Annotated in this window: 18 protein-coding genes; 3 read left to right on the plus strand and 15 right to left on the minus strand. The window is 74.1% G+C overall.

Annotated features, from left to right (window positions below; genetic code table 11):
- Nucleotides 1-142: 142 nt before the first annotated feature.
- Nucleotides 143-1,408 (plus strand): heparan-alpha-glucosaminide N-acetyltransferase domain-containing protein, encoded by a 1,266-nt coding sequence (locus AYX06_RS16255; protein WP_062737136.1) that lies wholly within the window; start codon nucleotides 143-145, stop codon nucleotides 1,406-1,408.
- Nucleotides 1,409-1,420: 12 nt separating this feature from the next.
- On the opposite strand, the gene AYX06_RS16260 is transcribed toward AYX06_RS16255, so the two are convergent.
- Entirely contained in the window at nucleotides 1,421-3,181 is a 1,761-nt protein-coding gene (locus tag AYX06_RS16260; protein WP_062736657.1) for a phospho-sugar mutase, read from the minus strand.
- Nucleotides 3,182-3,251: 70 nt separating this feature from the next.
- Nucleotides 3,252-4,073 carry a purine-nucleoside phosphorylase gene (locus AYX06_RS16265; RefSeq protein ID WP_062736658.1) on the minus strand — a complete coding sequence of 274 codons (822 nt, stop codon included), beginning with the start codon at nucleotides 4,071-4,073 and terminating at the stop codon, nucleotides 3,252-3,254.
- Between the two features lie 86 nt (nucleotides 4,074-4,159).
- Between AYX06_RS16265 and AYX06_RS16270 the strand changes: the two genes are divergently transcribed.
- Nucleotides 4,160-5,584: an NAD(P)H-quinone dehydrogenase gene (locus AYX06_RS16270; RefSeq protein ID WP_017834223.1), complete on the plus strand. Its 1,425-nt coding sequence runs from the start codon at nucleotides 4,160-4,162 to the stop codon at nucleotides 5,582-5,584.
- Nucleotides 5,585-5,665: 81 nt separating this feature from the next.
- Here the strand turns inward: AYX06_RS16270 and AYX06_RS16275 are convergent, their stop codons facing one another.
- The 13 genes from AYX06_RS16275 to AYX06_RS20290 form a co-directional block, all read right to left on the minus strand.
- A complete protein-coding gene (locus tag AYX06_RS16275) occupies nucleotides 5,666-7,078 on the minus strand; it encodes an MFS transporter (RefSeq protein ID WP_062736659.1) in 1,413 nt (470 codons plus the stop codon).
- Nucleotides 7,079-7,158: 80 nt separating this feature from the next.
- Nucleotides 7,159-7,890 (minus strand): 4'-phosphopantetheinyl transferase family protein, encoded by a 732-nt coding sequence (locus AYX06_RS16280; protein WP_147017416.1) that lies wholly within the window; start codon nucleotides 7,888-7,890, stop codon nucleotides 7,159-7,161.
- A 24-nt stretch (nucleotides 7,891-7,914) separates the two neighbouring features.
- The gene (locus AYX06_RS16285) at nucleotides 7,915-8,757 is read right to left on the minus strand and encodes a thioesterase II family protein (RefSeq protein ID WP_084271685.1); all 843 of its coding nucleotides are present in this window, start codon (nucleotides 8,755-8,757) and stop codon (nucleotides 7,915-7,917) included.
- Between the two features lie 19 nt (nucleotides 8,758-8,776).
- Entirely contained in the window at nucleotides 8,777-10,567 is a 1,791-nt protein-coding gene (locus AYX06_RS16290) for an acetyl/propionyl/methylcrotonyl-CoA carboxylase subunit alpha (protein ID WP_062736662.1), read from the minus strand.
- 143 nt (nucleotides 10,568-10,710) lie between these two features.
- The gene (locus tag AYX06_RS16295; protein ID WP_035926461.1) at nucleotides 10,711-11,346 is read right to left on the minus strand and encodes a Maf family protein; all 636 of its coding nucleotides are present in this window, start codon (nucleotides 11,344-11,346) and stop codon (nucleotides 10,711-10,713) included.
- A 158-nt stretch (nucleotides 11,347-11,504) separates the two neighbouring features.
- On the minus strand, nucleotides 11,505-12,578 hold the full coding sequence (adhP, locus tag AYX06_RS16300; RefSeq protein ID WP_062736663.1) for an alcohol dehydrogenase AdhP: 1,074 nt from the start codon (nucleotides 12,576-12,578) through the stop codon (nucleotides 11,505-11,507).
- A 48-nt stretch (nucleotides 12,579-12,626) separates the two neighbouring features.
- Nucleotides 12,627-14,174 carry an acetaldehyde dehydrogenase ExaC gene (gene exaC, locus AYX06_RS16305; RefSeq protein WP_062736664.1) on the minus strand — a complete coding sequence of 516 codons (1,548 nt, stop codon included), beginning with the start codon at nucleotides 14,172-14,174 and terminating at the stop codon, nucleotides 12,627-12,629.
- A gap of 142 nt (nucleotides 14,175-14,316) precedes the next feature.
- Complete coding sequence (locus tag AYX06_RS16310; RefSeq protein ID WP_062736665.1) at nucleotides 14,317-15,525, minus strand: sigma-54-dependent transcriptional regulator family protein; 1,209 nt, start codon at nucleotides 15,523-15,525, stop codon at nucleotides 14,317-14,319.
- A gap of 157 nt (nucleotides 15,526-15,682) precedes the next feature.
- On the minus strand, nucleotides 15,683-17,095 hold the full coding sequence (locus AYX06_RS16315) for a dicarboxylate/amino acid:cation symporter (RefSeq protein WP_062736666.1): 1,413 nt from the start codon (nucleotides 17,093-17,095) through the stop codon (nucleotides 15,683-15,685).
- A gap of 73 nt (nucleotides 17,096-17,168) precedes the next feature.
- Nucleotides 17,169-18,905 carry a DUF885 domain-containing protein gene (locus tag AYX06_RS16320; protein ID WP_084271687.1) on the minus strand — a complete coding sequence of 579 codons (1,737 nt, stop codon included), beginning with the start codon at nucleotides 18,903-18,905 and terminating at the stop codon, nucleotides 17,169-17,171.
- Between the two features lie 152 nt (nucleotides 18,906-19,057).
- Complete coding sequence (locus AYX06_RS16325) at nucleotides 19,058-19,288, minus strand: acyl-CoA carboxylase subunit epsilon (protein ID WP_062736667.1); 231 nt, start codon at nucleotides 19,286-19,288, stop codon at nucleotides 19,058-19,060.
- On the minus strand, nucleotides 19,285-20,868 hold the full coding sequence (locus AYX06_RS16330) for an acyl-CoA carboxylase subunit beta (RefSeq protein ID WP_062736668.1): 1,584 nt from the start codon (nucleotides 20,866-20,868) through the stop codon (nucleotides 19,285-19,287). The genes AYX06_RS16325 and AYX06_RS16330 overlap by 4 nt, the downstream gene beginning before the upstream one ends.
- 145 nt (nucleotides 20,869-21,013) lie before the next feature.
- Complete coding sequence (locus AYX06_RS20290) at nucleotides 21,014-21,316, minus strand: YciI family protein (protein ID WP_062736669.1); 303 nt, start codon at nucleotides 21,314-21,316, stop codon at nucleotides 21,014-21,016.
- A gap of 174 nt (nucleotides 21,317-21,490) precedes the next feature.
- Between AYX06_RS20290 and AYX06_RS16340 the strand changes: the two genes are divergently transcribed.
- Nucleotides 21,491-22,369 carry a biotin--[acetyl-CoA-carboxylase] ligase gene (locus tag AYX06_RS16340; protein WP_062736670.1) on the plus strand — a complete coding sequence of 293 codons (879 nt, stop codon included), beginning with the start codon at nucleotides 21,491-21,493 and terminating at the stop codon, nucleotides 22,367-22,369.
- Nucleotides 22,370-22,371 lie beyond the last annotated feature (2 nt).

Below are 22,371 nucleotides of genomic sequence, written 5' to 3' on the forward strand. Positions count from 1 at the left end.
CTAGTAAGCTCAGGCGTGCACCAGTGCGCCGCGAGCCCGTCGTCCACGACAGGCGGGCGCGCGCCGGGCGCCGTGCCGGGGGGCGCGGACGGGGCCGGGAGCGGCACGGGTGCACGAGCCGATCGATCCCTGGGGGAACCGCATGTCCGCAGAACGCACGCCGCCGGCCGGGACGGCCACCGCCACCGGTGTCCCGACGGAAGGACCCGGGCGCGACGTCGCCGGGGCCCCCCGGACGACCCGCCGCCTCCTCGGCGTCGACGCCGCCCGCGGCCTGGCCCTGTTCGGGATGGTCGCCGTGCACACGCTGCCCTCGTGGGACGAGCAGACGGGCGAGGCGAACCTGTCCTGGACCCTGTTCGCCGGCCACTCGGCCGCGCTGTTCGCCACCCTGGCCGGCGTGAGCCTGGCCTTCGCCTCCGGCGGGCGCACCCCCCGTGCCGGGCTGCGGATGACGGCCTCCCGGTGGGCCCTGGCCGCACGGGCGGGGGTGATCGCCCTGGTCGGCTTCCTCCTCGGCTTCCTCGAGCTGCCGGTGAGCAACATCCTCATCTACTACGGGATGCTCTTCCTGCTCGCCGTGCCCTTCCTGCGCCTGCGGACCCGGTCCCTCCTGGTGTGCGCCGCGCTCTTCGCGCTCGTCGCGCCCTTCCTCATGCAGTGGTCCATCGACGTGCTGCCCGGCCTCGAGTACGAGAACCCGAGCCTCGTGGACCTGGTCGTCAACCCGGGCACCGTGCTCTCCCAGCTGCTCCTGACGGGCGTCTACCCCGCACTGCCCTGGATGGCGTTCCTGCTGGCCGGACTCGCCGTGGGACGCACGGACCTCACCAGTCGGAGGGTCCAGACCCTGCTCGCTTCGGTCGGGGCGGCGGTCGCACTGCTCGTGTGGTCGTCCTCCGCCCTCGCGCTGCGGGTGCTCGGCGGCTACGAGGCCATCGCCGAGGGCACGCCCTGGATGGACGAGTCGGAGATCGACGAGGTGCTCGTCTTCGGCGGGGACCCCACGCTGCCCACCGACACCCTGTGGTGGCTGCTGATCTCGACCCCGCACACGAACACCCCGTTCTTCCTGGCGCTCAACGTGGGCCTGGCACTGTCCGTCCTCGGCGTCTGCCTGCTCCTGGAGCGCGTGGCCGGCCGGGTCCTCGCGCCGCTCGCCGCGGCGGGTGCGATGACGTTCACGCTCTACACGGCACACCTGCTCATCCTCTGGCCCGAGTACTACGACCTCGCGCCCGCCGCGTGGACCGCGGGCCAGATCGTGGCGTTCACGGTGTTCGCCCTGCTGTGGCGGCGGACCCTGGGCCAGGGCCCCTTGGAGAAGGTGGTCACCCGGTCGACCAAGGCCGTCTCGGGCCGGGTCCTCGCCCGGGGCGGGGACGGGGCACGGCCGCCGGCCACCTGAGCCCGTGCGCCGTCAGAGACCCAGTGCGGCCTCGAGCTCGGCGCGGATCCGCTCGAGCCGCTCCTGCGCCTCGGCGCGGGCGGCGGGCAGCGCGGCCCGGCCGGCCACCGGGGCGACCACCTCGAGGTAGCACTTGAGCTTCGGCTCCGTCCCGGAGGGGCGCACGATCACCCGGGTGCCGTCCGCGGTCAGCAGGCGCAGGCCCTCGGTGGGCGGCCGCCCCGTCCCCGGGGCGGCGAGGTCCGCGACCTCGACCACCTCGGAGCCGCCCAGCGCCGCGGGCGGGGCGTCCCGCAGCGCGGCCGCCATGACCGGGATGCGGCTCAGGTCCGCCACGCGGATGCTCAGCTGGTCGGTCGCGTACAGCCCGTGGGCCAGGGCGAGGTCGTCCAGCACGTCCAGCAGGGTCCGGCCCTGCGCGCGCAGCTCGTCGGCGAGCACCGCCACCGCCACGGCCGCACTGATCCCGTCCTTGTCCCTGACCACCTCCGGCGCCACGCAGTAGCCCAGCGCCTCTTCGTAGCCGAACGCGAGCCCCGGGACGCGGGCGATCCACTTGAAGCCGGTCAGGGTCTCCTGGTGCGCGATCCCCGCCGCGGCGGCGATCCGCCCCAGCAGGCGGGAGGAGACGACGGAGTTCGCGAACACGGCGCCTTCGCGGCCCGCGCACCGGGCCGCCGCGGCGTGGCCGAGCAGCGCGCCGACCTCGTCGCCGCGCAGCATCCGCCAGCCCTGCGCCGAATCCTCGATGTCGGCCCCGGGCACCGGGACCGCCACGGCCACCCGGTCCGCGTCGGGGTCGTTGGCCAGGACGAGGTCCGCGCCCACGGCGCGGGCGGTGGTCAGGGCCAGGTCCAGGGCGCCGGGCTCCTCGGGATTGGGGAACGCGACCGTGGGGAAGTCCGGGTCCGGCTCCGCCTGCTCCGGGACCATGTGCACGTCGGCGAGACCGGCCCGCCGCAGGGCCTCCGTCGTCGTGCGCCCGCCCACCCCGTGCAGCGGGGTGAGGACGACCCGCAGGGGACGTCCGGCGCCCGCGACGGCGGGGACCACGGCGGGGAGCACGGCGTCGAGGTAGTCCTGCTCGACGCTCGCGGGCAGGACGGTCCACCCGTCCTGCGCCCGGGGGATGTCCTCGACGGGCCCGACGGCCGCGATCCGCTCGGCGATCATCCGGTCGTGCGGGGCCACGATCTGGCAGCCGCGGGCCTCCGGCTCCACGGCCCGGCCGCCGAGGTAGACCTTGTAGCCGTTGTCCGCCGGCGGGTTGTGGCTGGCGGTGACCATGACGCCCACCTCCGCCTCGAGGGCCCGCACCGACCACGCCAGGACGGGCGTGGGCAGCGGCGCGGGCAGCAGCAGCGTCTCGATGCCGGCGGCCGTGAACACCGCGGCGGTGTCCCGGGCGAAGACCTCGGAGCCGTGCCGCGCATCGTAGCCGACCACCGCGCGGGGCCGGACGGAGCCCGCCGCACGGTCCGCCGGGGTCTGCACGGCCAGGACGTGGGCGGCCAGCCCCGCCGCGGCGCGCAGCACCACCACCCGGTTCATCCGCATCGGCCCGGCGCCCAGGGCCGCCCGCAGCCCGGCGGTGCCGAACTGGAGGGTGCCCGAGAAGCGGTCGGCCAGCTCCGCCCGTGCTGCGGCGTCACCGGCGGCGGCCGCCTCGACGAGGGCTGCCAGCTCGGCGCGGGTGGCGGGGTCCGGGTCGGCGGCGCCCCACGCGCGCGCGGCGTCGAGCAGCTGCGGGTCGGTGCGGTGGGCGGTGGTCATGGCGCGGCCTCCTGGGGGCGTCCGGTGCGCCGGGGTGCCGGGCCGGGAACCCGTCCCGGCCCGGGGCCGGTCAGAGCTGGGCGACGATGCGGGCGAGCAGTCCGGAGATCCGGGCGCCCGCGGCGCGCCCGGCCTCGAGGACCTCCTCGTGGGAGAGCGGGGTCGCGGAGATCCCGGCCGCCTGGTTGGTCACGAGGGAGATCCCGAAGACCTCCATGCCGGCGTGCCGGGCGGCGATGGCCTCCAGGGCGGTCGACATCCCGACGAGGTCGGCGCCGAGCACCCCGGCCATCCGCACCTCCGCCGGCGTCTCGTAGTGCGGGCCGGGGAACTGCGCGTAGACCCCCTCGTCGAGGGTGGGGTCCACCCCGCGGGCCAGCTCGCGCAGCCGCGGGGAGTACAGGTCGGTGAGGTCCACGAACGTGGCACCCTCGAGCGGGGACCGGCCCGTGAGGTTGAGGTGGTCGCTGATGAGCACCGGGGTGCCGGGGCCCCAGGACGGGTTCAGCCCGCCGCAGCCGTTGGTGAGGATCATGGTGCGCGCCCCGGCGGCGGCCGCGGTGCGCACGCCGTGGACCACAGGGCGCACGCCCCGGCCCTCGTAGTAGTGGGTGCGGGCGCCGATCACCAGCGCGTGCCGGCCCGCGGCGGTGCGCACGGAGCGCAGCGTGCCCACGTGGCCCTCGAGGGCGGGCGGAGTGAAGCCGGGGATCTCCGCGGCCGGGATCTCGGCGACGGTCTCGCCGATCAAATCGGCGGCCTGGCCCCAGCCGGAGCCGAGGGTCAGGGCGATCTCGTGCGTGTCGACCCCGGTGGCCCGGCGGAGGGCGTCCGCGGCCTCCTGGGCGAGCTCGAAGGGGTCGGCCCGGTCAGCGCTGTGCTCTGTGTCCACCCGCCCCAAGCTACCGCATGGTCCCGAGCCGTCCGGTGCGGCCGGGCCGGTTCCGCCGCCGGAGCGGCACCTGCAAGAATGGCCGGGTGACTGCACACAGCGAATTCTCCATCCAGAAGCTCGTCATCATCGGGGGCGGTCCGGGCGGCTACGAGGCCGCCCTGGTCGCCGCCAGCCTCGGGGCGGACGTGACCGTCGTCGAGCGCCAGGGCCTGGGCGGCTCCGCGGTGCTGACGGACGTGGTCCCCTCCAAGACGCTCATCGCCTCCGCCGACGCGATGACCCGCTTCGCCGAGGCCGCGGACCTGGGGGTGCACGTGCGCGGGGGCAGCAAGGACGGGGACGAGATCAACGACCTCGCCGTGGACCTGGAGAAGGTCAACACCCGTCTCCTGCGCCTCGCGGCGTCCCAGTCCCGGGACATCAAGCGCGGGCTCGAGCGGGTGGGGGTGCGCGTGATCGCGGGCACCGGCCGGCTGCTCAGCCCCACCTGCGTGCAGGTCACCACCGACGACGGGCTGGAGTACACCCTCGACGCGCAGGCCGTGCTGCTCGCCGTCGGGGCCTACCCTCGGGAGCTGCCGTCCGCGAAGCCGGACGGGGAGCGGATCTTCAACTGGAAGCAGGTCTACCACCTCACCGAGGTCCCCGAGCACATGATCGTGGTGGGCTCCGGCGTGACCGGCGCGGAGTTCGCCTCGGCCTACCGGGGTCTCGGGGCCGAGGTCACGCTCGTCTCCTCCCGGGACCAGGTGCTGCCCGGCGAGGACGAGGATGCCGCGGCCGTGCTCGAGAGCGTCTTCGAGCGCCGCGGCATGAACGTGCTCAGCCGCTCCCGCGCCGACTCGGTGGAGCGCAGCGAGAACGGGGTGGTCGTCACGCTCTCCGACGGGCGCAAGATCGCCGGCTCGCACTGCCTGGTCGCGGTCGGCGCGATCCCGGCCACCGACGACCTCGGGCTGGAGGAGGTCGGGGTGGCCCGCGCCGAGTCCGGGCACATCAAGGTGGACGGCGTCTCCCGCACCACCGTGCCGGGCGTCTACGCCGTGGGCGACTGCACGGGCGTGCTCCCGCTCGCCTCGGTGGCGGCCATGCAGGGCCGGATCGCCGTGGCGCACCTCATGGGCGACGCCGTCAAGCCGCTGCGCACCCACCTGGTGGCCTCCAACATCTTCACCTCGCCGGAGATCGCGTCCGTGGGCGTGAGCGAGAAGTCCATCGAGGACGGCACCTACCAGGCGGACACCATCATGCTGAAGCTCTCCACCAACCCGCGCGCCAAGATGATGGCGGTCGAGGACGGGTTCGTGAAGATCTTCTCCCGCAAGGGCTCCGGCACGGTGATCGGGGGAGTGGTGGTGGGTCCCCGCGCGTCCGAGCTGATCTTCCCGATCTCCCTGGCCGTGACCCACAAGCTGCACGTCGACGACCTCGCCGACACCTTCACGATCTACCCGTCCCTCACCGGGTCGATCTCGGAGGCGGCCCGGCGCCTGCACGTGCACGTCTGATCCCCGCCGGCACGCACAACGGCCGCATCCCCCGCTGCAGGGGATGCGGCCGTTGCGCGTGCCGGCGCCGACGGGAGCGGGTCAGCGGCGGGTGACGACGTTCTCCATGTCGACGTCCTTGGTCTCCGGGGAGAACCAGAGGGCCACGAGGGTCAGCACGGCGCCGAACGCCAGGTAGAGGCCGACGGAGCCCACGCCGTAGCTCGCGTTGAGGGTGACGGCGACGTACGGGGTGATGGCGGCACCGAGGATCGACGCCGTGTTGTACGCGACGCCGGAGCCGGTGTAGCGCACGTTCGTGGGGAACAGCTCGGGCAGGATCGCCGACATCGAGCCGAAGGTCAGGCCCATCAGGGTCATGCCGACCACGAGGAAGAACAGCACGCGGCCCGTGCTGACGTCCGCACCGGTGCCGACCGCGGCCGGGTCCATGAGCAGGCCGAAGCTCAGCCCGAAGAGCAGGATCACCGAGGTGATGACCAGCTGCGAGCTGCGCCGGCCGAAGCGGTCCGCGACCCACCCGGAGACGGGCACCATGGCGGCGAACAGCAGCACGGCGAGCAGCTGCAGCACCAGGAAGTCCCGGTAGGGGATGCCGAGGCCGCCGTTGGCGGGGCTGCCGATGCCGTAGGAGAGGATCCACGCGGTCATCAGGTAGAAGAGCATGTAGGTGGCGAGCATGATGAACGTGCCCTGGACCATCTGCAGCCACGAGCCCCGGAACGCCTCGACGAGCGGGGTCTGGACCTTCTGCCCCTGGTCCAGCGCCTTCTGGAAGACCGGGGTCTCCTCGAGCTTGAACCGTACGTACAGGCCGACGACCACCATCACCACGGAGGCGAGGAACGGCACGCGCCAGCCCCACGTGAGGAACGGGTGGTCGGTGCCCTGCTCGGCGACCGAGACGAAGCCCATCACGATGGTCAGCACCAGGAAGAAGCCGTTGGCCAGGATGAAGCCGAACGGGGCGCCGAGCTGCGGCCACATGGCGGCGCGCGCCCGCTTGCCCTCCTCGGCGTACTCGGTGGCCAGCAGGGCCGCGCCGGACCACTCGCCGCCCAGGCCCAGGCCCTGGCAGAAGCGCAGGATCGTCAGGATGAGCGGGGCCCAGATGCCGATCGAGTAGTAGGTGGGCAGCAGGCCGATGAGGAACGTGGCGACGCCCATGGTCAGCAGGGCGCCGATCAGGGTGGCCTTGCGGCCGATCCGGTCGCCGAAGTGCCCGAAGATCACGGAGCCGATCGGGCGGGCCACGAAGGCCGCGGCGAAGGTCGCCATGGAGGCGAGCAGCTTGGCCGTCTCGTCCTCGCCCGTGAAGAACAGGGCGGGGAACACGGCCACGGCCGCGGTGGCGTAGACGTAGAAGTCGTAGAACTCGATCGTGGTGCCCACGAGGGAGGCCAGGATCACCCGGCTGCGGGGCACGCGGTCGGACAGGGGGAGCGAGGGGGAGGACGCGCCGGTGGCGTCCTGCCCGGTCACCGGAGAGGACATGGGGAAACCTCGGTCGTAGCAGTGGGTGGGGACAAGATCCCGATAGTACGCCGGGCCGTCCGCATGGCGGGTGGCTCGTCTCACATCTTGGAACGCCGGTCGGTCCAGGGCTCGCTGACGGTGAGCGCCGCCCGGGCGTCCTCGCCGCCGGACCCCAGCGGGAGGTCCAGGATCCGCCAGCCCGGCAGCGGGTGCCCGGGGAACCGGCCGGCGCCCACCCGGTCCACTGAGGGGTCGCGGGAGAGCCCGACGCCCATGGCCTTGAGCAGGGACTCCTTGCGCGCCCATACCCTGGCGACCGCGGCGGGCCGGCGCCGTCGGCTCGTCCAGGCGAGACGGCGCCGCTCGGCCGGGTGCAGGATCGCGGACATCTGCTCGCCGCCGACGAAGTCGGGGACGCGCTCGACGTCGATCCCGAGATCCCGCGGGCCCATGGCGATCAGGATGTGCCCACCGCTGGAGGAGAGCGAGAAGTGCAAACCGGGCACGGCTGGCTTGCCATGCCGCCCGGCGGCCCCAGGGGCGGGTGCCAGCGGCACCGCGGCCGGCTCGATGCCCAGCCGCTCGGCCAGCGCGGCGCGCAGCAGGCAGCGGCGGGCGAGGAACGCGTCGCGGTCCGCCTCGCGCAGGAACCTGTCCCGACGGGCCTGTTCCGCTGGGTCCAGCCAGAACGCCTCGACTGTGCGCGCCCACGGCACGAGGTCGGGCAGGTGGGCCTGGACCACGGCCACGTCACCGGCCCGGCGGGGCGCGGGCAGCGCGGTCCAGGGCGAAGGGAGCGGACCCCAGGACCACGCCGGGACCTCCGTCACAGTCGACCGCTCACAACGGCTCGCTCACCGGGCCGGGCGCGAGGCTCCGCCGGGAACGGCGCACGCCTCGAGGTCCTCGAGCAGGCGGTGCCGGTTCTCCGCCAGCGGGTGGTGGCCGCCGGGGTACTCGCGCCGCTGCACGGTCCCGGTGCTGACGGGACGCCAGGCGTCCATGCCGGCGGCGTCCACCGTGTGGTCCTCGCTGCCGCGCAGCAGCAGCAGGGGCGCCCCGACCGGGGCGGGGAGCCGGTCGTGGGCCATCGAGACCCGCAGGTCCGCGCGCAGGGCGGGCAGCTGCAGGGCCAGCAGCTCGGGGTTCGCCAGCACCGCCTCGGGGGTGCCGCCCAGCCGCCGCAGCCACCGGGCGAGCGCCTCGTCCGCGCCCGGGTCCTGCGGGTCGAGCCCGGCCCGCAGGTCTTCGTCCCCGTCGTCCGCCGCGTCTGCGGCGCCCGGGGCGGTCTTCGCGGACAGCGCGAGCAGCGACACCCGGATCCCCTCCCGGTGCTCGAGGAGGGAGGCGAGCTCGGCCGCGACGCAGGCGCCCATGCTGTGGCCCAGGACCACGAGCGGGACGTCCGAGGCCGCCCACGGCGCGCCGGCGACGGCCTCGGCCGCCTCCGCGGCGAGGGCGGCGACCGAGGGCGCCGGCGGCTCCCGGAAGCGGCTCTCCCGGCCGGGGTACTGGACGCCGAGGACGTGCACGTCCTCGCGGACCAGGAACCGCCAGTACCCGGCGGCCGCGCCCGAGGGCGGGCAGCAGAGCACCCGCAGCCGGGGCGTCCTGGCGGGGGCGCCGCTGCGCAGCCGGTCCTGCGCGGAGAGGTCCACGAGGCAGCGCCCGGGGGCGCCGGTCGGTCGGGTGCTCATCGGGGCCGGGCCGCCCGGATCAGGAGATGGTCGCCAGGACGGCGCCGGCGGAGACGGTGTCGCCGGGGCTCACGGAGAGCCCCGAGACCGTGCCCGACTTGTGGGCGGTCAGCGGCTGCTCCATCTTCATGGCCTCGAGCACCAGCACGAGATCGCCCTCGGCCACCTCGTCCCCGTTGTCCACCGCGATCTTCACGATGGTCCCCTGCATCGGGGAGCTCAGGCTGTCCCCGCCCGCGGCGGCGGAGCCCCCGCGCGAGGACCGCGACTTGCGGGGCTTGGCCGCGGTGCCGTTGGGCTTGGCCGTGCCGGGCAGCGCGGGCAGCACGACCTCGAGGCGCTTGCCCGAGACCTCCACGACGATCGCCTGGCGCTCCTCGGCCTCGGGCCCGGCCAGCGGGACCCCCTCGAACGGCGGGACGGTGTTGTGGAACTCGGTCTCGATCCAGCGCGTGTGCACGCTGAAGGGGGAGTCACCGGCCGGGGCGAATGCGGGGTCGGCCACCACCGCGCGGTGGAAGGGCACCACGGTGGGCATCCCCTCGATCTGCAGCTCCGCCAGGGCGCGGCGGGAGCGCTCGAGCGCCTGCTGCCGGGTGGCCCCGGTGACGATCAGCTTGGCGAGCATGGAGTCGAAGTTCCCGCCCACGGTCTCGCCGGCCTGCACACCGGAGTCCACGCGCACCCCGGGCCCGCCCGGCAGGGCGAGGGCGGTGATGCTGCCCGGGGAGGGCATGAAGTGCCGGCCCGGGTCCTCGCCGTTGATCCGGAACTCGATGGAGTGGCCCCGGACCGGCGGGTCGTCGTAGCCGAGGACCTCCCCGCGGGCCAGCCGGAACTGCTCCCGGACCAGGTCGATGCCGGTGACCTCCTCGGAGACGGGGTGCTCGACCTGCAGGCGGGTGTTGACCTCCAGGAACGTGATGGTGCCGTCGCGGCCCACGAGGAACTCGCAGGTGCCCGCGCCCTGGTAGCCGGCCTCCCGGAGGATGGCCTTGGAGGACTCGTAGAGCAGCCGGTTCTGCTCCTCGGACAGGAACGGGGCGGGCGCCTCCTCCACGAGCTTCTGGTTGCGCCGCTGCAGGGAGCAGTCGCGGGTGGAGACGACCACCACGTTGCCGTGGGCGTCGGCGAGGCACTGGGTCTCCACGTGCCGCGGGGCGTCCAGGAAGCGCTCCACGAAGCACTCGCCGCGCCCGAACGCGGCCGTGGCCTCGCGCACGGCGGACTCGTAGAGCTCCGGGATGTCGGCGCGGTCGCGCACGACCTTGATCCCGCGGCCGCCGCCGCCGAACGCGGCCTTGATGGCCAGGGGCAGCCCGTGCTCGTCGGCGAAGGCGAGCACCTCCTCGGCGGAGCCGACGGGGTCGGTGGTGCCGGGGACCTGCGGGGCGTTCACCTTCTCGGCGATGTGCCGGGCGGCCACCTTGTCCCCGAGCTTGGCGATCGCCGCCGGCGGCGGGCCGATCCAGGTCAGGCCGGCCTCGAGCACGGCCAGCGCGAAGTCGGCGTTCTCGGAGAGGAAGCCGTAGCCCGGGTGCACGGCGTCGGCGCCGGAGCGGGCGGCGGCGTCGAGGATCTTCTCGACCACGAGATAGGAGTCCGCGGCGGTGGACCCGCCCAGCCCGTAGGCCTCGTCGGCCATCCGCACGTGCACGGCGTCGCGGTCGGGGTCGGCGTACACGGCCACGGAGGCGATGCCCTCGTCGCGGGCGGCGCGGATCACGCGCACCGCGATCTCGCCGCGGTTGGCGACGAGCACCTTGGTGATGGGGCGGATGGCGCCGTCCGCGGGGTTCTTACCGGTCACGTCTCACTCCTTGTCGAATCCTCCGATGCACTGTATTCCCCGTCGTGAGCAATCGCCCAACCACCCGGCGGCGGACCGGAAATGCGACGCCGTTTCTGTAGGAGTCCTACAAAGCGCAGACCGGTTCCGGCGGGGAGCGGTTCTCAGCGGCCGGCGGTCCACAGCTCGGGCACGCCGACGCCCGCCCGGCCGAGCAGCGTGCGCAGGGTACTGAGGCTCAGGCCGACGACGGCGTGCACGTCGCCCTCCACCCGCTCCACGAATGCCGCGCCGAGCGAGTCGATGGTGAAGGACCCGGCCACCTCCAGGGGCTCGCCGGTGGCCACGTAGGCCGCGACCTCGTCGTCGGACATCTGCGCGAAGAACACCTCGGCGCTGGCGGGCGCGCCGCCGCTCCAGCCGCTCCCGCCGTCCGCCGGGCTCCGCGTGTCCACGAGCCAGTGGCCCGTGTGGAGCACCCCCGAGCGCCCGCGCATGGCCCGGATCCGGGCGGTCGCCGTCGCGGCGTCCAAGGGCTTGCCGTGCACCTCGCCGTCGAGCTCGAAGACCGAGTCGCAGCCCACCACGAGGGCGCCGGCGGCCTCGGGCAGCGCCGCCACGGCCTCCGCCTTGGCCCGGGCCAGGACCATCGCGGTCTCCTCGGCGCCGGTCACCCCGCGCTCCCGGACCACGGCGTCCTCGTCCACGTCGGAGACGAGCCGGTCGTGGCCGATCCCGGCGTCGGCCAGCAGCTTGGTGCGGGCGGGGGAGCGGGAGGCGAGGACGAGGCGGGGAGTCACCGTCCCAGGATACGCAGGCCGTGCGCGCGAGGGGCCGCGCTGCGCCCCTCGCCCACGCGCGAGGGGCCGCGTCCTGCTGATGAGACGTTCTCCCACCGACAGGACGCGACCCCTCACGATCGCCCGGGACAGGACGCGACCCCTCGCGTCCGCCCGGCTCAGTACTCGACGACCACGCGGCCCTCGATCTTGCCCTTCTCCATCTCGTCGAGGACGGCGTTGACGTCCTCGAGCGGACGGGTGCTGTAGGTCGGGTGGATCAGACCGCGCGCGTAGAAGTCGAGGGCCTCGACCATGTCCTGGCGCGTGCCCACGATGGACCCGCGGATGGTCAGGCCCTTGAGCACGATGTCGAAGATCGGCGCCGGGAAGTCCCCGGGCGGCAGGCCGTTGAACACGATCGTCCCGCCGCGGCGGACCATGCCGATCGCCTGGCCGAACGCGGCCGGGTGCACGGCGGTCACCAGCACGGCGTCCGCGCCGCCCGGGATCTGCGCGAGCACGGCCTCAGCCGGGTCCTCCGCGAACGCGTTGACGGTGATCTCCGCCCCGTGCTTGCGGGCGAGGGCCAGCTTGTCGTCGGCGACGTCGACCGCCGCGACCCGCAGGCCCATGGCCACCGCGTACTGCACGGCCAGGTGCCCCAGGCCGCCGATGCCGGAGATCACCACCCACTCCCCAGGCCGCGCCTCGGTCATCTTCAGGCCCTTGTAGACGGTGACCCCGGCGCACAGCACCGGCGCCACCTCGTACGGGTCGGCGCCCGCGGGGATCTGCGCGGCGAAGCGGGCGTCGACCAGCATGTACTGGCCGAAGGACCCGTCGATGCTGTAGCCGCCGTTGACCTGCTCCTCGCACAGCGTCTCCCAGCCGGTGCGGCAGTTGCGGCAGTGCCCGCACGCCGAGGCCAGCCAGGCGTTGCCCACGAGGTCGCCCTCCTGCACCTCCGTGACGCCCGGGCCGAGGGCCACGACCGTGCCCACGCCCTCGTGGCCCGGGACGAAGGGCGGGGTGGGCTGGACCGGCCAGTCGCCGTGGGCGGCGTGCAGGTCGGTGTGGCACACACCGGTCGAGATCAGCTTGACGAGGACCTGGCCGGGGCCGGGTTCGGGGACCGGGAGGTCCTTGACCTCCAGGGGCTGCCCGAAGGCGGTGACGACGGCGGCGGTCATGGTGCCGGGGACCGCGGTGGCCGCGGACTCCTGGACGGTCGGGGCTTGCTGGGCGTTCATTGTGCTCCTCCTGGAACGGGACGGACGGTCGGGACGGGTGAGGGCGGTTTAGAAGAAGCCCTGGGCATCCTCGGAGTAGGAGACCAGCAGGTTCTTGGTTTGCTGGTAGTGGTCCAGCATCATGAGGTGGTTCTCGCGGCCGATGCCCGAGGACTTGTAGCCGCCGAACGCGGAGTGGGCGGGGTAGTTGTGGTACTGGTTCACCCACACGCGCCCGGCCTGGATGTCGCGGCCGGCGCGGTAGGCCAGGTTTCCGTTGCGGGCCCAGACCCCGGCGCCGAGGCCGTAGAGGGTGTCGTTGGCGGTGGCCATGGCGTCGGCGTAGTCGGCGAAGCGGGTGACCGACAGGACGGGCCCGAAGATCTCCTCCTGGAAGATGCGCATCGAGTTCTCGCCCTCGAACACCGTGGGGGAGACGTAGAAGCCCTCGGCGAGGTCCCCGTCCAGGACGTTGCGCTCGCCGCCCACGAGGACCTTCGCGCCCTCCTGCCGGCCGATGTCGATGTAGGAGAGGATCTTCTGCAGCTGGTCGTTGGAGGCCTGCGCCCCGACCTGGGTGTCGAGGTCCAGCGGGTTGCCCTGGACCATTCCCTTGACCCGCTCGACGCCGTCCGCCAGCAGCCGGTCGTAGATCGAGCCCTGGATCAGGGCCCGCGAGGGGCAGGTGCAGACCTCGCCCTGGTTGAGGGCGAAGAACGCGAAGCCCTCCAGCGCCTTGTCGTAGAAGGAGTCCTGGGCCGCGGCGACGTCCTCGAAGAAGATGTTCGGGGACTTCCCGCCCAGCTCGAGGGTCACCGGGATGATGTTCTGGGACGCGTACTGCATGATGAGCCGGCCGGTGGTGGTCTCCCCGGTGAAGGCGATCTTGCGGATCCGCGGGCTCGAGGCCAGCGGCTTGCCGGCCTCCACGCCGAAGCCGTTGACCACGTTGACCACGCCCGGGGGCAGGATGTCCGCGAGCAGCTCCATGAGCACCATGATCGAGGCCGGGGTCTGCTCGGCCGGCTTGAGCACCACGGCGTTGCCCGCGGCCAGGGCCGGGGCCAGCTTCCACACGCCCATGAGGATCGGGAAGTTCCAGGGGATGATCTGCCCGACCACGCCGAGGGGCTCGTGGAAGTGGTAGGACGTGGTGTTGTCGTCGAGCTGGGAGAGGGTGCCCTCCTGGGCGCGGATGGCCCCGGCGAAGTAGCGGAAGTGGTCGATGGCCAGGGCGATGTCCGCGTTGATGGTCTCGCGCACGGGCTTGCCGTTGTCCCAGGTCTCGGCCACGGCGAGCATCTCGAGGTTCTGCTCCATCCGGTCGGCGACCCGGTGCAGCACCAGCGCCCGCTCGGCGACCGGGGTCTTGCCCCAGGCCGGGGCGGCGGCCCACGCGGCGTCGAGCGCGGCGTCGATGTCCTCGGCGGTGCCGCGGGCCACCTCCGTGAAGGGCTTGCCGTTGACCGGGGAGATGTTCTCGAAATAGCGGCCCTGCACGGGCGGGACCCACTGCCCGCCGATCCAGTGCTCGTAGCGGGGCTTGAAGGTGACCTGCGAGCCCTCGGTGCCCGGCTGCGCGTAGACGGTGGTGAGGGACTGGGTTTCAACGCTCATGGTGACCTGCTCCTGGTGCGTGACGGTGCGTGTGGCACGGGTGCGGACCGCCTCGTCCGCACCATCGTGTGATGCGGATCACGCTACGGGGGGCCACGTTGCACGCACGTTGCACGCACGGTGCGGCGGGCGACGGGGCAGGTCAGCGGCGGAGCCGCTCCAGCTCGAGCACGGCCTCGGCGCGGGCGGGGGAGCGGGCCGGCAGGAGGCGCAGCAGCAGCGCCCACGCCTCGGCGTCGTCGGCGGCCTCCGGCAGGGTGAGGTACTCGCGCACCGCCTCGGCCGAGCCGTCGGTCAGGACGGCCTCGCGCAGGAGCCCGGTGAGGCGGTGGCGCAGGGCCACGAGGGACGGCGCCTCGGAGTGGGGCAGCAGCGCCCCCGTGTACTCGCGCAGCGCCCGCCGGTGCGAGCCCCGGGCGAGCAGCTCGAGCACCCGGCCCGCGTCCGAGGGCAGCGGGGTCTCGAGCCGGTAGGGGCGGGAGGCGATCGCCGGCCCGCCCCGGGACTCGAGCAGCCGGCGCAGCCGCAGCACCTCGGCGCGCACCGTGGTCTCCTGTGCCCGGCCGGCCCACAGCTGCTCCGACAGCTCCGCGGTGCACAGGCCGTTGCCGGCGCGGGACAGGGCCAGGAGGATCTCGGCGTGGCGCTCGGTGAGCTCCAGGGCCTGCCCGTCCAGCACCAGCGCCGGCGGGGCGTCGCCGAGCACGCGCAGGAACGCGCCGTGGGCGGGGGCGGCGGGCGGTGCCGCCGCGGCGGCCTCGGAGCGGCGCGCGGAGCGCAGGGCGAGGGCGAGCTCGGCCCGGGCGGCGCGCACCGCCGCGCCGACCAGCGCCCGGGTGGCGGGGGCCGCGGCGGCGTCCCCGCCCGTCAGGTCCACGGCTCCCAGCAGCGCCCCCGTGACGGGGTGCAGCAGCGGGGCGGCGGTGCAGGTCCAGGGCCGGGCCTCGGGGTAGAAGTGCTGCTCGCGGTGCACGGTCACGGGCCGGCGCAGAACCAGGGCGGTGCCCGGGGCGTTGGTGCCCACGGCCGGCTCGGACCAGTCGGCGCCCTCGACGAAGCCCATGGACTCGGCCCGCCGCCGGGTCGCGGCGCTGCCCCGGACCCGCAGGATCACGCCGCCGGGGTCCGTGACGGCCACGACCAGCCCGGTGTCCTCGGCCAGCGGGGTGAGCAGCTCGTCGAGCACGGGCATCAGCAGCCGCAGCGGGGAGCGGGCCTCCCGGACGTCGGAGCCGTCCAGCACGACCCGCGGGGTGCAGCGCTCGGGCGCCGAGAGGTGGTCCAGCGACCGGGCCCAGGACAGTCGCAGCAGCGGGTCCGTCGTCGTCGGTCCGTCCGCCGGTGCGCCCACGCGCCGCCTCCTGTCCCGTGCTGTGACCCAGCTCTCATGCCCGTCCCAGGGTAGCCCGTGACGCGTCCAGGAACAACGAGGGGCGGGGAACTGCCGGAATGCGTCGAGCATTCTCGCAGTTCCCCGCCCCTCGCGGTGGGGACGGCGGCGCCGGGGCTCAGCGGGCCCCGGTCGCCGCGGCCTCCTCGGGGGTGGCGTCCTCGGGAGCCGCGTTCTCGGGGGCGGCGTCCTCGGGGACGAAGGGGTCGCCGGAGCGCGGGGCGTCGTAGAGCTCCCGGTCCAGCAGCCCCTCGCGGTGGGCGACGATCGTGGGCACCAGGGCCTGGCCGGCCACGTTGAGCGCGGTGCGGCCCATGTCGATGATCGGGTCCACGGCCAGCAGGAGCCCCACGCCGTCCAGCGGCAGGCCCAGCGTGGACAGCGTCAGGGTGAGCATCACGGTGGCGCCCGTGGTGCCGGCGGTCGCCGCGGAGCCCAGCACGGACACGAGCGCGATGAGCACGTAGTGCGTGACGTCCAGCTCGATCCCGTAGAACTGCGCGACGAACAGGGCGGCGATCGCGGGGTAGACCGCGGCGCAGCCGTCCATCTTGGTGGTCGCCCCGAGCGGCACGGCGAAGGAGGCGTAGGCGCGGGGCACGCCGAGGCTGCGCTCGGTGATGCGCTGCGTCAGGGGCATGGTGCCCACCGAGGAGCGGGAGACGAAGCCCAGCTGCACGGCCGGCCACACACCGGAGAAGTACTGCCGGACGGAGAGCCCGTGCGCCTTGACCAGCACCGGGTAGACCACGAAGGCCACGATCAGCAGGCCGGCGTAGACGGTGGCGACGAAGCTCAGCAGCCCGCCCATCGAGGTCCAGCCGTACTCGAACACGGCCCGGCCGATCAGGCCCAGGGTGCCCAGCGGGGCCAGGCGGATGATCCACCAGACGACCTTCTGCACCACGGCCAGCGCGGCGCGGACCACGGCGAGGAACGGCTCGGCGGGCTCGCCCACCTTGAGGGCGGCGATGCCCACGGCGGCCGAGACCACGAGGACCTGCAGCACGTTGAAGCTCAGGGCGGTCTGCACGGTCTCCGGGTCCACCACGGAGGAGGAGACCTGCAGGCCCAGGAAGTTGGCGGGGACCAGGCCGGTGAGGAAGGCCAGCCACGAGCCCTGGGTCCCGGAGTACTGCTCGGCGGGGGCGGTGGCGCCCGTGCCCGCGCCGGGCTCGACGACGAGGCCGAGCGCCAGCCCGACCGTCACCGCGATCAGGGCGGTGATGCCGAACCACAGCAGGGTCTTCCAGGCCAGGCGCGCGGCGTTGGAGACCTCCCGCAGGTTGGCGATCGAGGAGATCACCGCGGTCACGATGAGAGGGACCACGGCGGCCTTGAGCAGGCTCACGTAGCTCGTGCCGATGGTGTCCAGGGCGGTCATGAGCCAGTTCGGGTCCGTGTCGGGGTCGCCGCCGAGGGTGTCGGCGACGGTACCCAGCACCACGCCCAGGAGGAGGGCGATCACGATCTGCGGCCCGAAGGAGGTCAGCCACCGGGGCAGGCGTCGATTGCTTTCTGCGGAAATCATGTGCCCACGATAGGCCCGCGGAATATACAACACCGAATGACGATGACGAAATATGACGTCCTTATGACGGACCTCACAGGTCCAGGGCGTAGGCCAGCGTGTCCAGGCCCACGGAGCCGAGCCGGAGGGCCCGCGAGTGGAAGTCCTTGAGCCGGAAGCCGGGGCCCGCGGCGGCCCGGGCGGCGTCCCGGGCCTGCTCCCACAGCTGCTGGCCGACCTTGTAGGAGGGGGCCTGGCCGGGCCAGCCCATGTAGCGCATCCACTCGAAGCGCAGCATGGGGTCCTGCATCACGATGTTCGAGCGCAGGAACCGCCAGCCGTCCTCGGGCGTCCACACCTCACCGGCGCGGGCGCCGCCCAGGGCGTCGCCGAGCTCCCGGGGGATCCGGTACCCGCAGTGGAACCCGACGTCGAAGACCACCCGCGCGGCGCGCAGCCGCTGCGCGTCGAGCATGCCCATCCGGTCCCCGGGGTCCTGGAGGTGGCCGAGCTCGTCCATCAGCCGCTCGGCGTACAGCGCCCACCCCTCCCCGTGGCCGGAGACCCACACGCCCATCCGCCGCCACCGGTTGAGCTCCCCGGAGTTGGCCAGCGCCGTGGCGAACTGCAGGTGGTGGCCCGGGACGCCCTCGTGGTAGACGGTGGTGGTCTGCTCCCACGTGGTGAACGTCCCGGTGCCCTCGGGCACCGACCACCACATGCGCCCCGGGCGGGAGAAGTCCGCGCTGGGCATCGAGTACCAGATGCCGCCGTCGTGGGTGGGGGCGATCCGGCACTCCAGCCGGCGCATCGGCGCGGTGATCTCGAAGTGGGTGCCCGCGAGCGCGTCCACGGCGGCGTCGGAGAGGTCCTGCATCCACGCCTGCAGGGCGTCGGTGCCGTGCAGCTGCCGGTCCGGGTCCGCGTCGAGGGCCGCCATGGCCTGGGCGGGGGTGGCCCCGGGGGCGATCCGCCGGGCCAGCGCCTCCTGCTCCGCCACGACCGTGCGCAGCTGCTCCACCCCCCACGCGTAGACCGCCGCCGGGTCCACGACGGCGCCGAGGAACTCCTGCAGGCGCAGGGTGTAGACGTCCGGGCCCGCCGCGTCCGCGTGCGGGGCGTGCGCGGCGAGCTCCTCGCCCAGCACCCGGGCCAGGCGGTGGTAGGCCTGCCGGGCCTGCGCGGCCGCCTCGGCGAGCTCCCGGTGCATCCCCTCGGGCACGTGCGGGCCGCCGGCGAGCCGGGCGAAGAAGCCCCGGTCGGCGGCGTAGCCCTCGCACTGGCGGGCGGCGTTGCGCAGCTGGAGCACGGAGGCGCAGCGGCCCCGGGCGCGGGCCTGGCGCAGACCCGCCACGTAGGAGTCCACGGCCGCGGGCACGTTGCGCAGCCGCCCGGCGATGTGGGCCCAGTCCTCGGGGGTGCGCCGGGGCAGGTCGTCGAACACGTCCCGGATCTCCTGCACGGGGGAGGAGATGTTGTTGACCTCCCCGCCCCGCAGGCCCTCCTCGTGCAGGAGCAGCTCCAGGCCCAGCCGCTCGCGCAGGGCGTGCACGGTCACCCGGTCGACGTCGTCGGCGGGGACCGCGCCGGTCAGCTCCGCCAGCGTCTCGCGCACGGCCTCGGCGCGGGCCTCGAGACCCTCGGGGCCGTAGTCGCGGTACTCGGTCTCGCGGCCGGGGAAGCCGTGCACGGTGGCCTGGGCCGGGTCCAGCTCCATGGCGCGCCCGAACCAGCGCTCGGCCACGGCGTCGACGGCCGTGGGCTCACGGCGCCCGGCGCCGAGCGGGGCCGGGCCGGCGGAGGACGGGGGGTCGGGCCGTGAAGTGCTCATGCACGCCACAGTAGCGCCGGGTTCCGGACGGTCCGGGCAGCTCCCGGCCGGGAGGGGGCTCACCGCCAGGGCTCACCGGCGGGGCTCACTGCCGGGGCGCGCTCCCGGGAGCGGCCCCCCGGGGCCACTGCTCCGGCGTCACTGCTCCGCCCTCACTCCTCCGGCTTGCTCCGCCGCCACGCGCCGCGGCCCGGGCGCAGGCGCAGCCCCAGCCGCATCCGGCGGAACTGGTCCCGGCGCCCCGGGGAGCCCGCGGCGGAGGACCCGCTCCCGGTGCCGCGGGCGAGCAGCACCGCCGTGACGGCGGCGACCTCCTCCGGGGTCGGGTTGCCGGCCACGAAGCGCAGCGCCGGGGTGCCCTGCACGGGCTCGGGGGCGCTCACAGCGGGATGTTCCCGTGCTTCTTGGCGGGCATCGTCGCGCGCTTGTCGCGCAGCGCCCGCAGGGCCTTGAGCACCTGGACCCGGGTCTCGGAGGGGGAGATCACCGCGTCCACGTAGCCGAGCTCGGCCGCCTGGTAGGGGTTGAGCAGGCTCTCCTCGTACTTCTGCACCAGCTCGGCGCGCAGCGCCTCGACGTCCTCGCCGCTGTCCGCCGCCGCCTTGAGGTCGCGGCGGTAGAGGATCTCCACGGCGCCCTGGGCGCCCATCACGCCGATCTGCGCGGTGGGCCAGGCCAGGTTGACGTCCGCCCCGAGCTTCTTGGAGCCCATCACGATGTACGCCCCGCCGTAGGCCTTGCGGGTGATCAGCGTGACCAGCGGGACGGTCGCCTCGGCGTAGGCGTAGAGCAGCTTCGCGCCGCGGCGGATGATCCCGTTGAACTCCTGGTCGGTGCCCGGCAGGAAGCCGGGCACGTCCACCAGGGTGAGGATCGGGACGTTGAACGCGTCGCAGTGCCGGACGAACCGGGCGGCCTTCTCGGAGGCGGCGATGTCCAGGGTGCCCGCGAACTGCAGGGGCTGGTTGGCCACGATGCCCACGGTGTGCCCCTCGACCCGGGCGTAGCCGATCATCACGTTGGGGGCGTAGAGCGCCTGCATCTCCAGGAAGTGCCCGTCGTCCACGACGGCCTCGATCACCGTGCGCATGTCGTAGGGCTGGTTGGCGGAGTCCGGGACCAGGGTGTCCAGGGCGGCGTCGAGGTCGGTGACCTCGTCCTCCTGGTCGTGGTCCAGCAGGGGGGCCTCCTGCAGGTTGTTGGCCGGCAGGAACTCGAGCAGCTCGTGCACGAAGTCGAAGGCGTCCTGCTCGTCCTCGGCGAGGTAGGTGGCCGTGCCCGTGGTCGAGTTGTGCTGGCGCGCCCCGCCGAGGGTCTCCATGTCCACCGACTCGCCCGTGACCGTGCGGATCACGTCGGGGCCGGTGATGAACATGTGCGAGGTCTTGTCGACCATCACGATGTAGTCGGTCAGGGCCGGGGAGTAGGCGGCGCCGCCGGCGCACGGGCCCATGATCAGGGAGATCTGCGGGACCACCCCGGAGGAGCGCACGTTCATGTTGAAGATGTCGGCGAACATGGCCAGGGAGGCCACGCCCTCCTGGATCCGCGCCCCGCCGCCGTCGTTGATGCCGATCACCGGGCAGCCGTTGCGCAGGGCGAATTTCTGCACCTTGACGATCTTCTCGCCGTTGACCTGGGACAGCGACCCGCCGAAGACCGCGAAGTCCTGGGAGTAGACGGCCACCAGGCGCCCGTCCACCGTGCCGTAGCCGCTGACCACACCGTCCCCGGGCAGCTTCTTGGCGTCCATCCCGAAGGCGGTCGAGCGGTGGGTGGCCAGCGCGTCGAACTCCACGAAGGAGCCCTCGTCCAGGAGCAGCTCGACGCGCTCGCGGGCGGTGTTCTTCCCCCGCGCGTGCTGCTTGTCGATCGCCGCCTGCCCCGCGGGGGCCTCGGAGCGGGCCCGGCGGTCGTGGAAGTCGGCGATCTTGCCGGCGGTGGTCGTCAGGTCGTGGATCACAAGCACCTCGTGGTCTGGTACGCGGCCGAGCCGGCGGGCCGAGCGGCCCGGTCGGGGCGGCCAGGGGACCTGCTCACTCTAGTCCGCGGCCGGGGCACCCCCTGTTGTAGGAGTCCTACAAAATCCGGTCCGGGACGCCGGGTCCTCAGCCCACGCGGCCGAGGACCACCTTCCAGGGCCGGACCGTCCGCTCGGTGACCACCCCGTGGCGCACCAGCGGGTCCTCGTCGGTGAGCCGCTCGACCGCGGCCGCGTCCTCGGCGGCGAAGACCAGCAGCGCCCCGGCCGGGCCGTCGTCGTCGTACGGCCCGGACGCCAGGAGGAGGCCCTGCGCCACCAGCCCGCCGAGGTACTCCCGGTGCTCTGGCCGGCGGGCGGCCAGGACGTCGGCCGGGCCGCCGTAGACGTAGGTGACGGCGAACGTCGTGGGGTTCTCGGCTGCGCTCACGATGACTCCTGCGGGACGTGCCGCGGCTCTCCGCCACCGGGCGGGGAAGCGCCCAGGCGGCTCCCGGGGAACGCGGCTATTAGTGTGGACGGAACCCGACACTACGCGGAGCGCGCCCGGGCGGACAGCACCGGGCCGCCCGCGTCGCCGGAGACCGCCGACCCGAGGAGCGCCGTGCCCGACCCCCTTGCCGCCGATCTGCGCGACCCCGCCGTGCTCGCCGCCCTGCAGGCCCTGGGCGCGGGGCGGATCGACGTCCTCGACGAGGTCGGCTCCACCAACGAGCAGCTGACGGCGGCCGTCGCCCGGCAGGCGCGCGGAGCGGCCCCCGCCCGGCCGTGGACGGACCTCTCCCTCCTGCTGACCGGCCACCAGAGCGCCGGGCGCGGCCGGCTGGACCGGGTGTGGACCACCGAACCCGGCACCGCCCTGACCTTCAGCGTCCTGCTGCGCCCGGCCGGTGCGGGCGGGAGGCCGCTGCCCACCCAGTACTTCCCGTGGCTGACCCTGCTGATGGCCGCCGCCGTGGTCGAGGCCCTGGCGGGCGTGGCGGGCGCCGGGGCGCGGATCAAGTGGCCCAACGACGTGCTCGTCGACGGCCGCAAGGTCGCGGGCCTGCTGGCGGGCCTGGTCCTGGACCCGCACCGGGCCCCGGCCGTGGTCCTGGGCACCGGGATCAACGTCTCCCAGGAGGAGCTGCCCGTGGCCACGGCCACGTCCGTGCGCCGGGCCACCGGCCGGGACGTGGCGCGCGCGGCCGTCCTCGAGGCCGTGCTGGCCGCCTTCGTGCCCCGCTACCGGCAGTTCTGCGCGGACCCGGCCGCCGCCACGGGGCCCGGCGGGCCGCTGCGCCGCCTGGTCGAGGACCGGATGGAGACCCTCGGGCGCTCGGTGCGCGCCGAGCTGCCCGGCGGCGCCGAGCCCGTCACGGGCACCGCCGTGGGTCTCGGCGCCCACGGCGGGCTGCTGCTGCGCGACGACGCCGGCGCGGAGCACGAGGTGACCGCCGGCGACGTCGTGCACCTGCGCCCGGCCGCCCCCGGGAAGGCCTGACC

The organism is Kocuria turfanensis, assembly GCF_001580365.1.
Classification (GTDB): domain Bacteria; phylum Actinomycetota; class Actinomycetes; order Actinomycetales; family Micrococcaceae; genus Kocuria; species Kocuria turfanensis.

Excerpts from the sequence above, each read along its gene's own strand:
- AYX06_RS16255 (WP_062737136.1), top strand. The coding sequence starts at position 143 with ATGTCCGCAGAACGCACGCCGCCGGCCGGGACGGCCACCGCCACCGGT.
- AYX06_RS16260 (WP_062736657.1), bottom strand. The coding sequence starts at position 3,181 with ATGACCACCGCCCACCGCACCGACCCGCAGCTGCTCGACGCCGCGCGC.
- AYX06_RS16275 (WP_062736659.1), bottom strand. The coding sequence starts at position 7,078 with ATGTCCTCTCCGGTGACCGGGCAGGACGCCACCGGCGCGTCCTCCCCC.
- AYX06_RS16285 (WP_084271685.1), bottom strand. The coding sequence starts at position 8,757 with ATGAGCACCCGACCGACCGGCGCCCCCGGGCGCTGCCTCGTGGACCTC.
- adhP (WP_062736663.1), bottom strand. The coding sequence starts at position 12,578 with ATGAACGCCCAGCAAGCCCCGACCGTCCAGGAGTCCGCGGCCACCGCG.
- exaC (WP_062736664.1), bottom strand. The coding sequence starts at position 14,174 with ATGAGCGTTGAAACCCAGTCCCTCACCACCGTCTACGCGCAGCCGGGC.
- AYX06_RS16315 (WP_062736666.1), bottom strand. The coding sequence starts at position 17,095 with ATGATTTCCGCAGAAAGCAATCGACGCCTGCCCCGGTGGCTGACCTCC.
- AYX06_RS16320 (WP_084271687.1), bottom strand. The coding sequence starts at position 18,905 with ATGAGCACTTCACGGCCCGACCCCCCGTCCTCCGCCGGCCCGGCCCCG.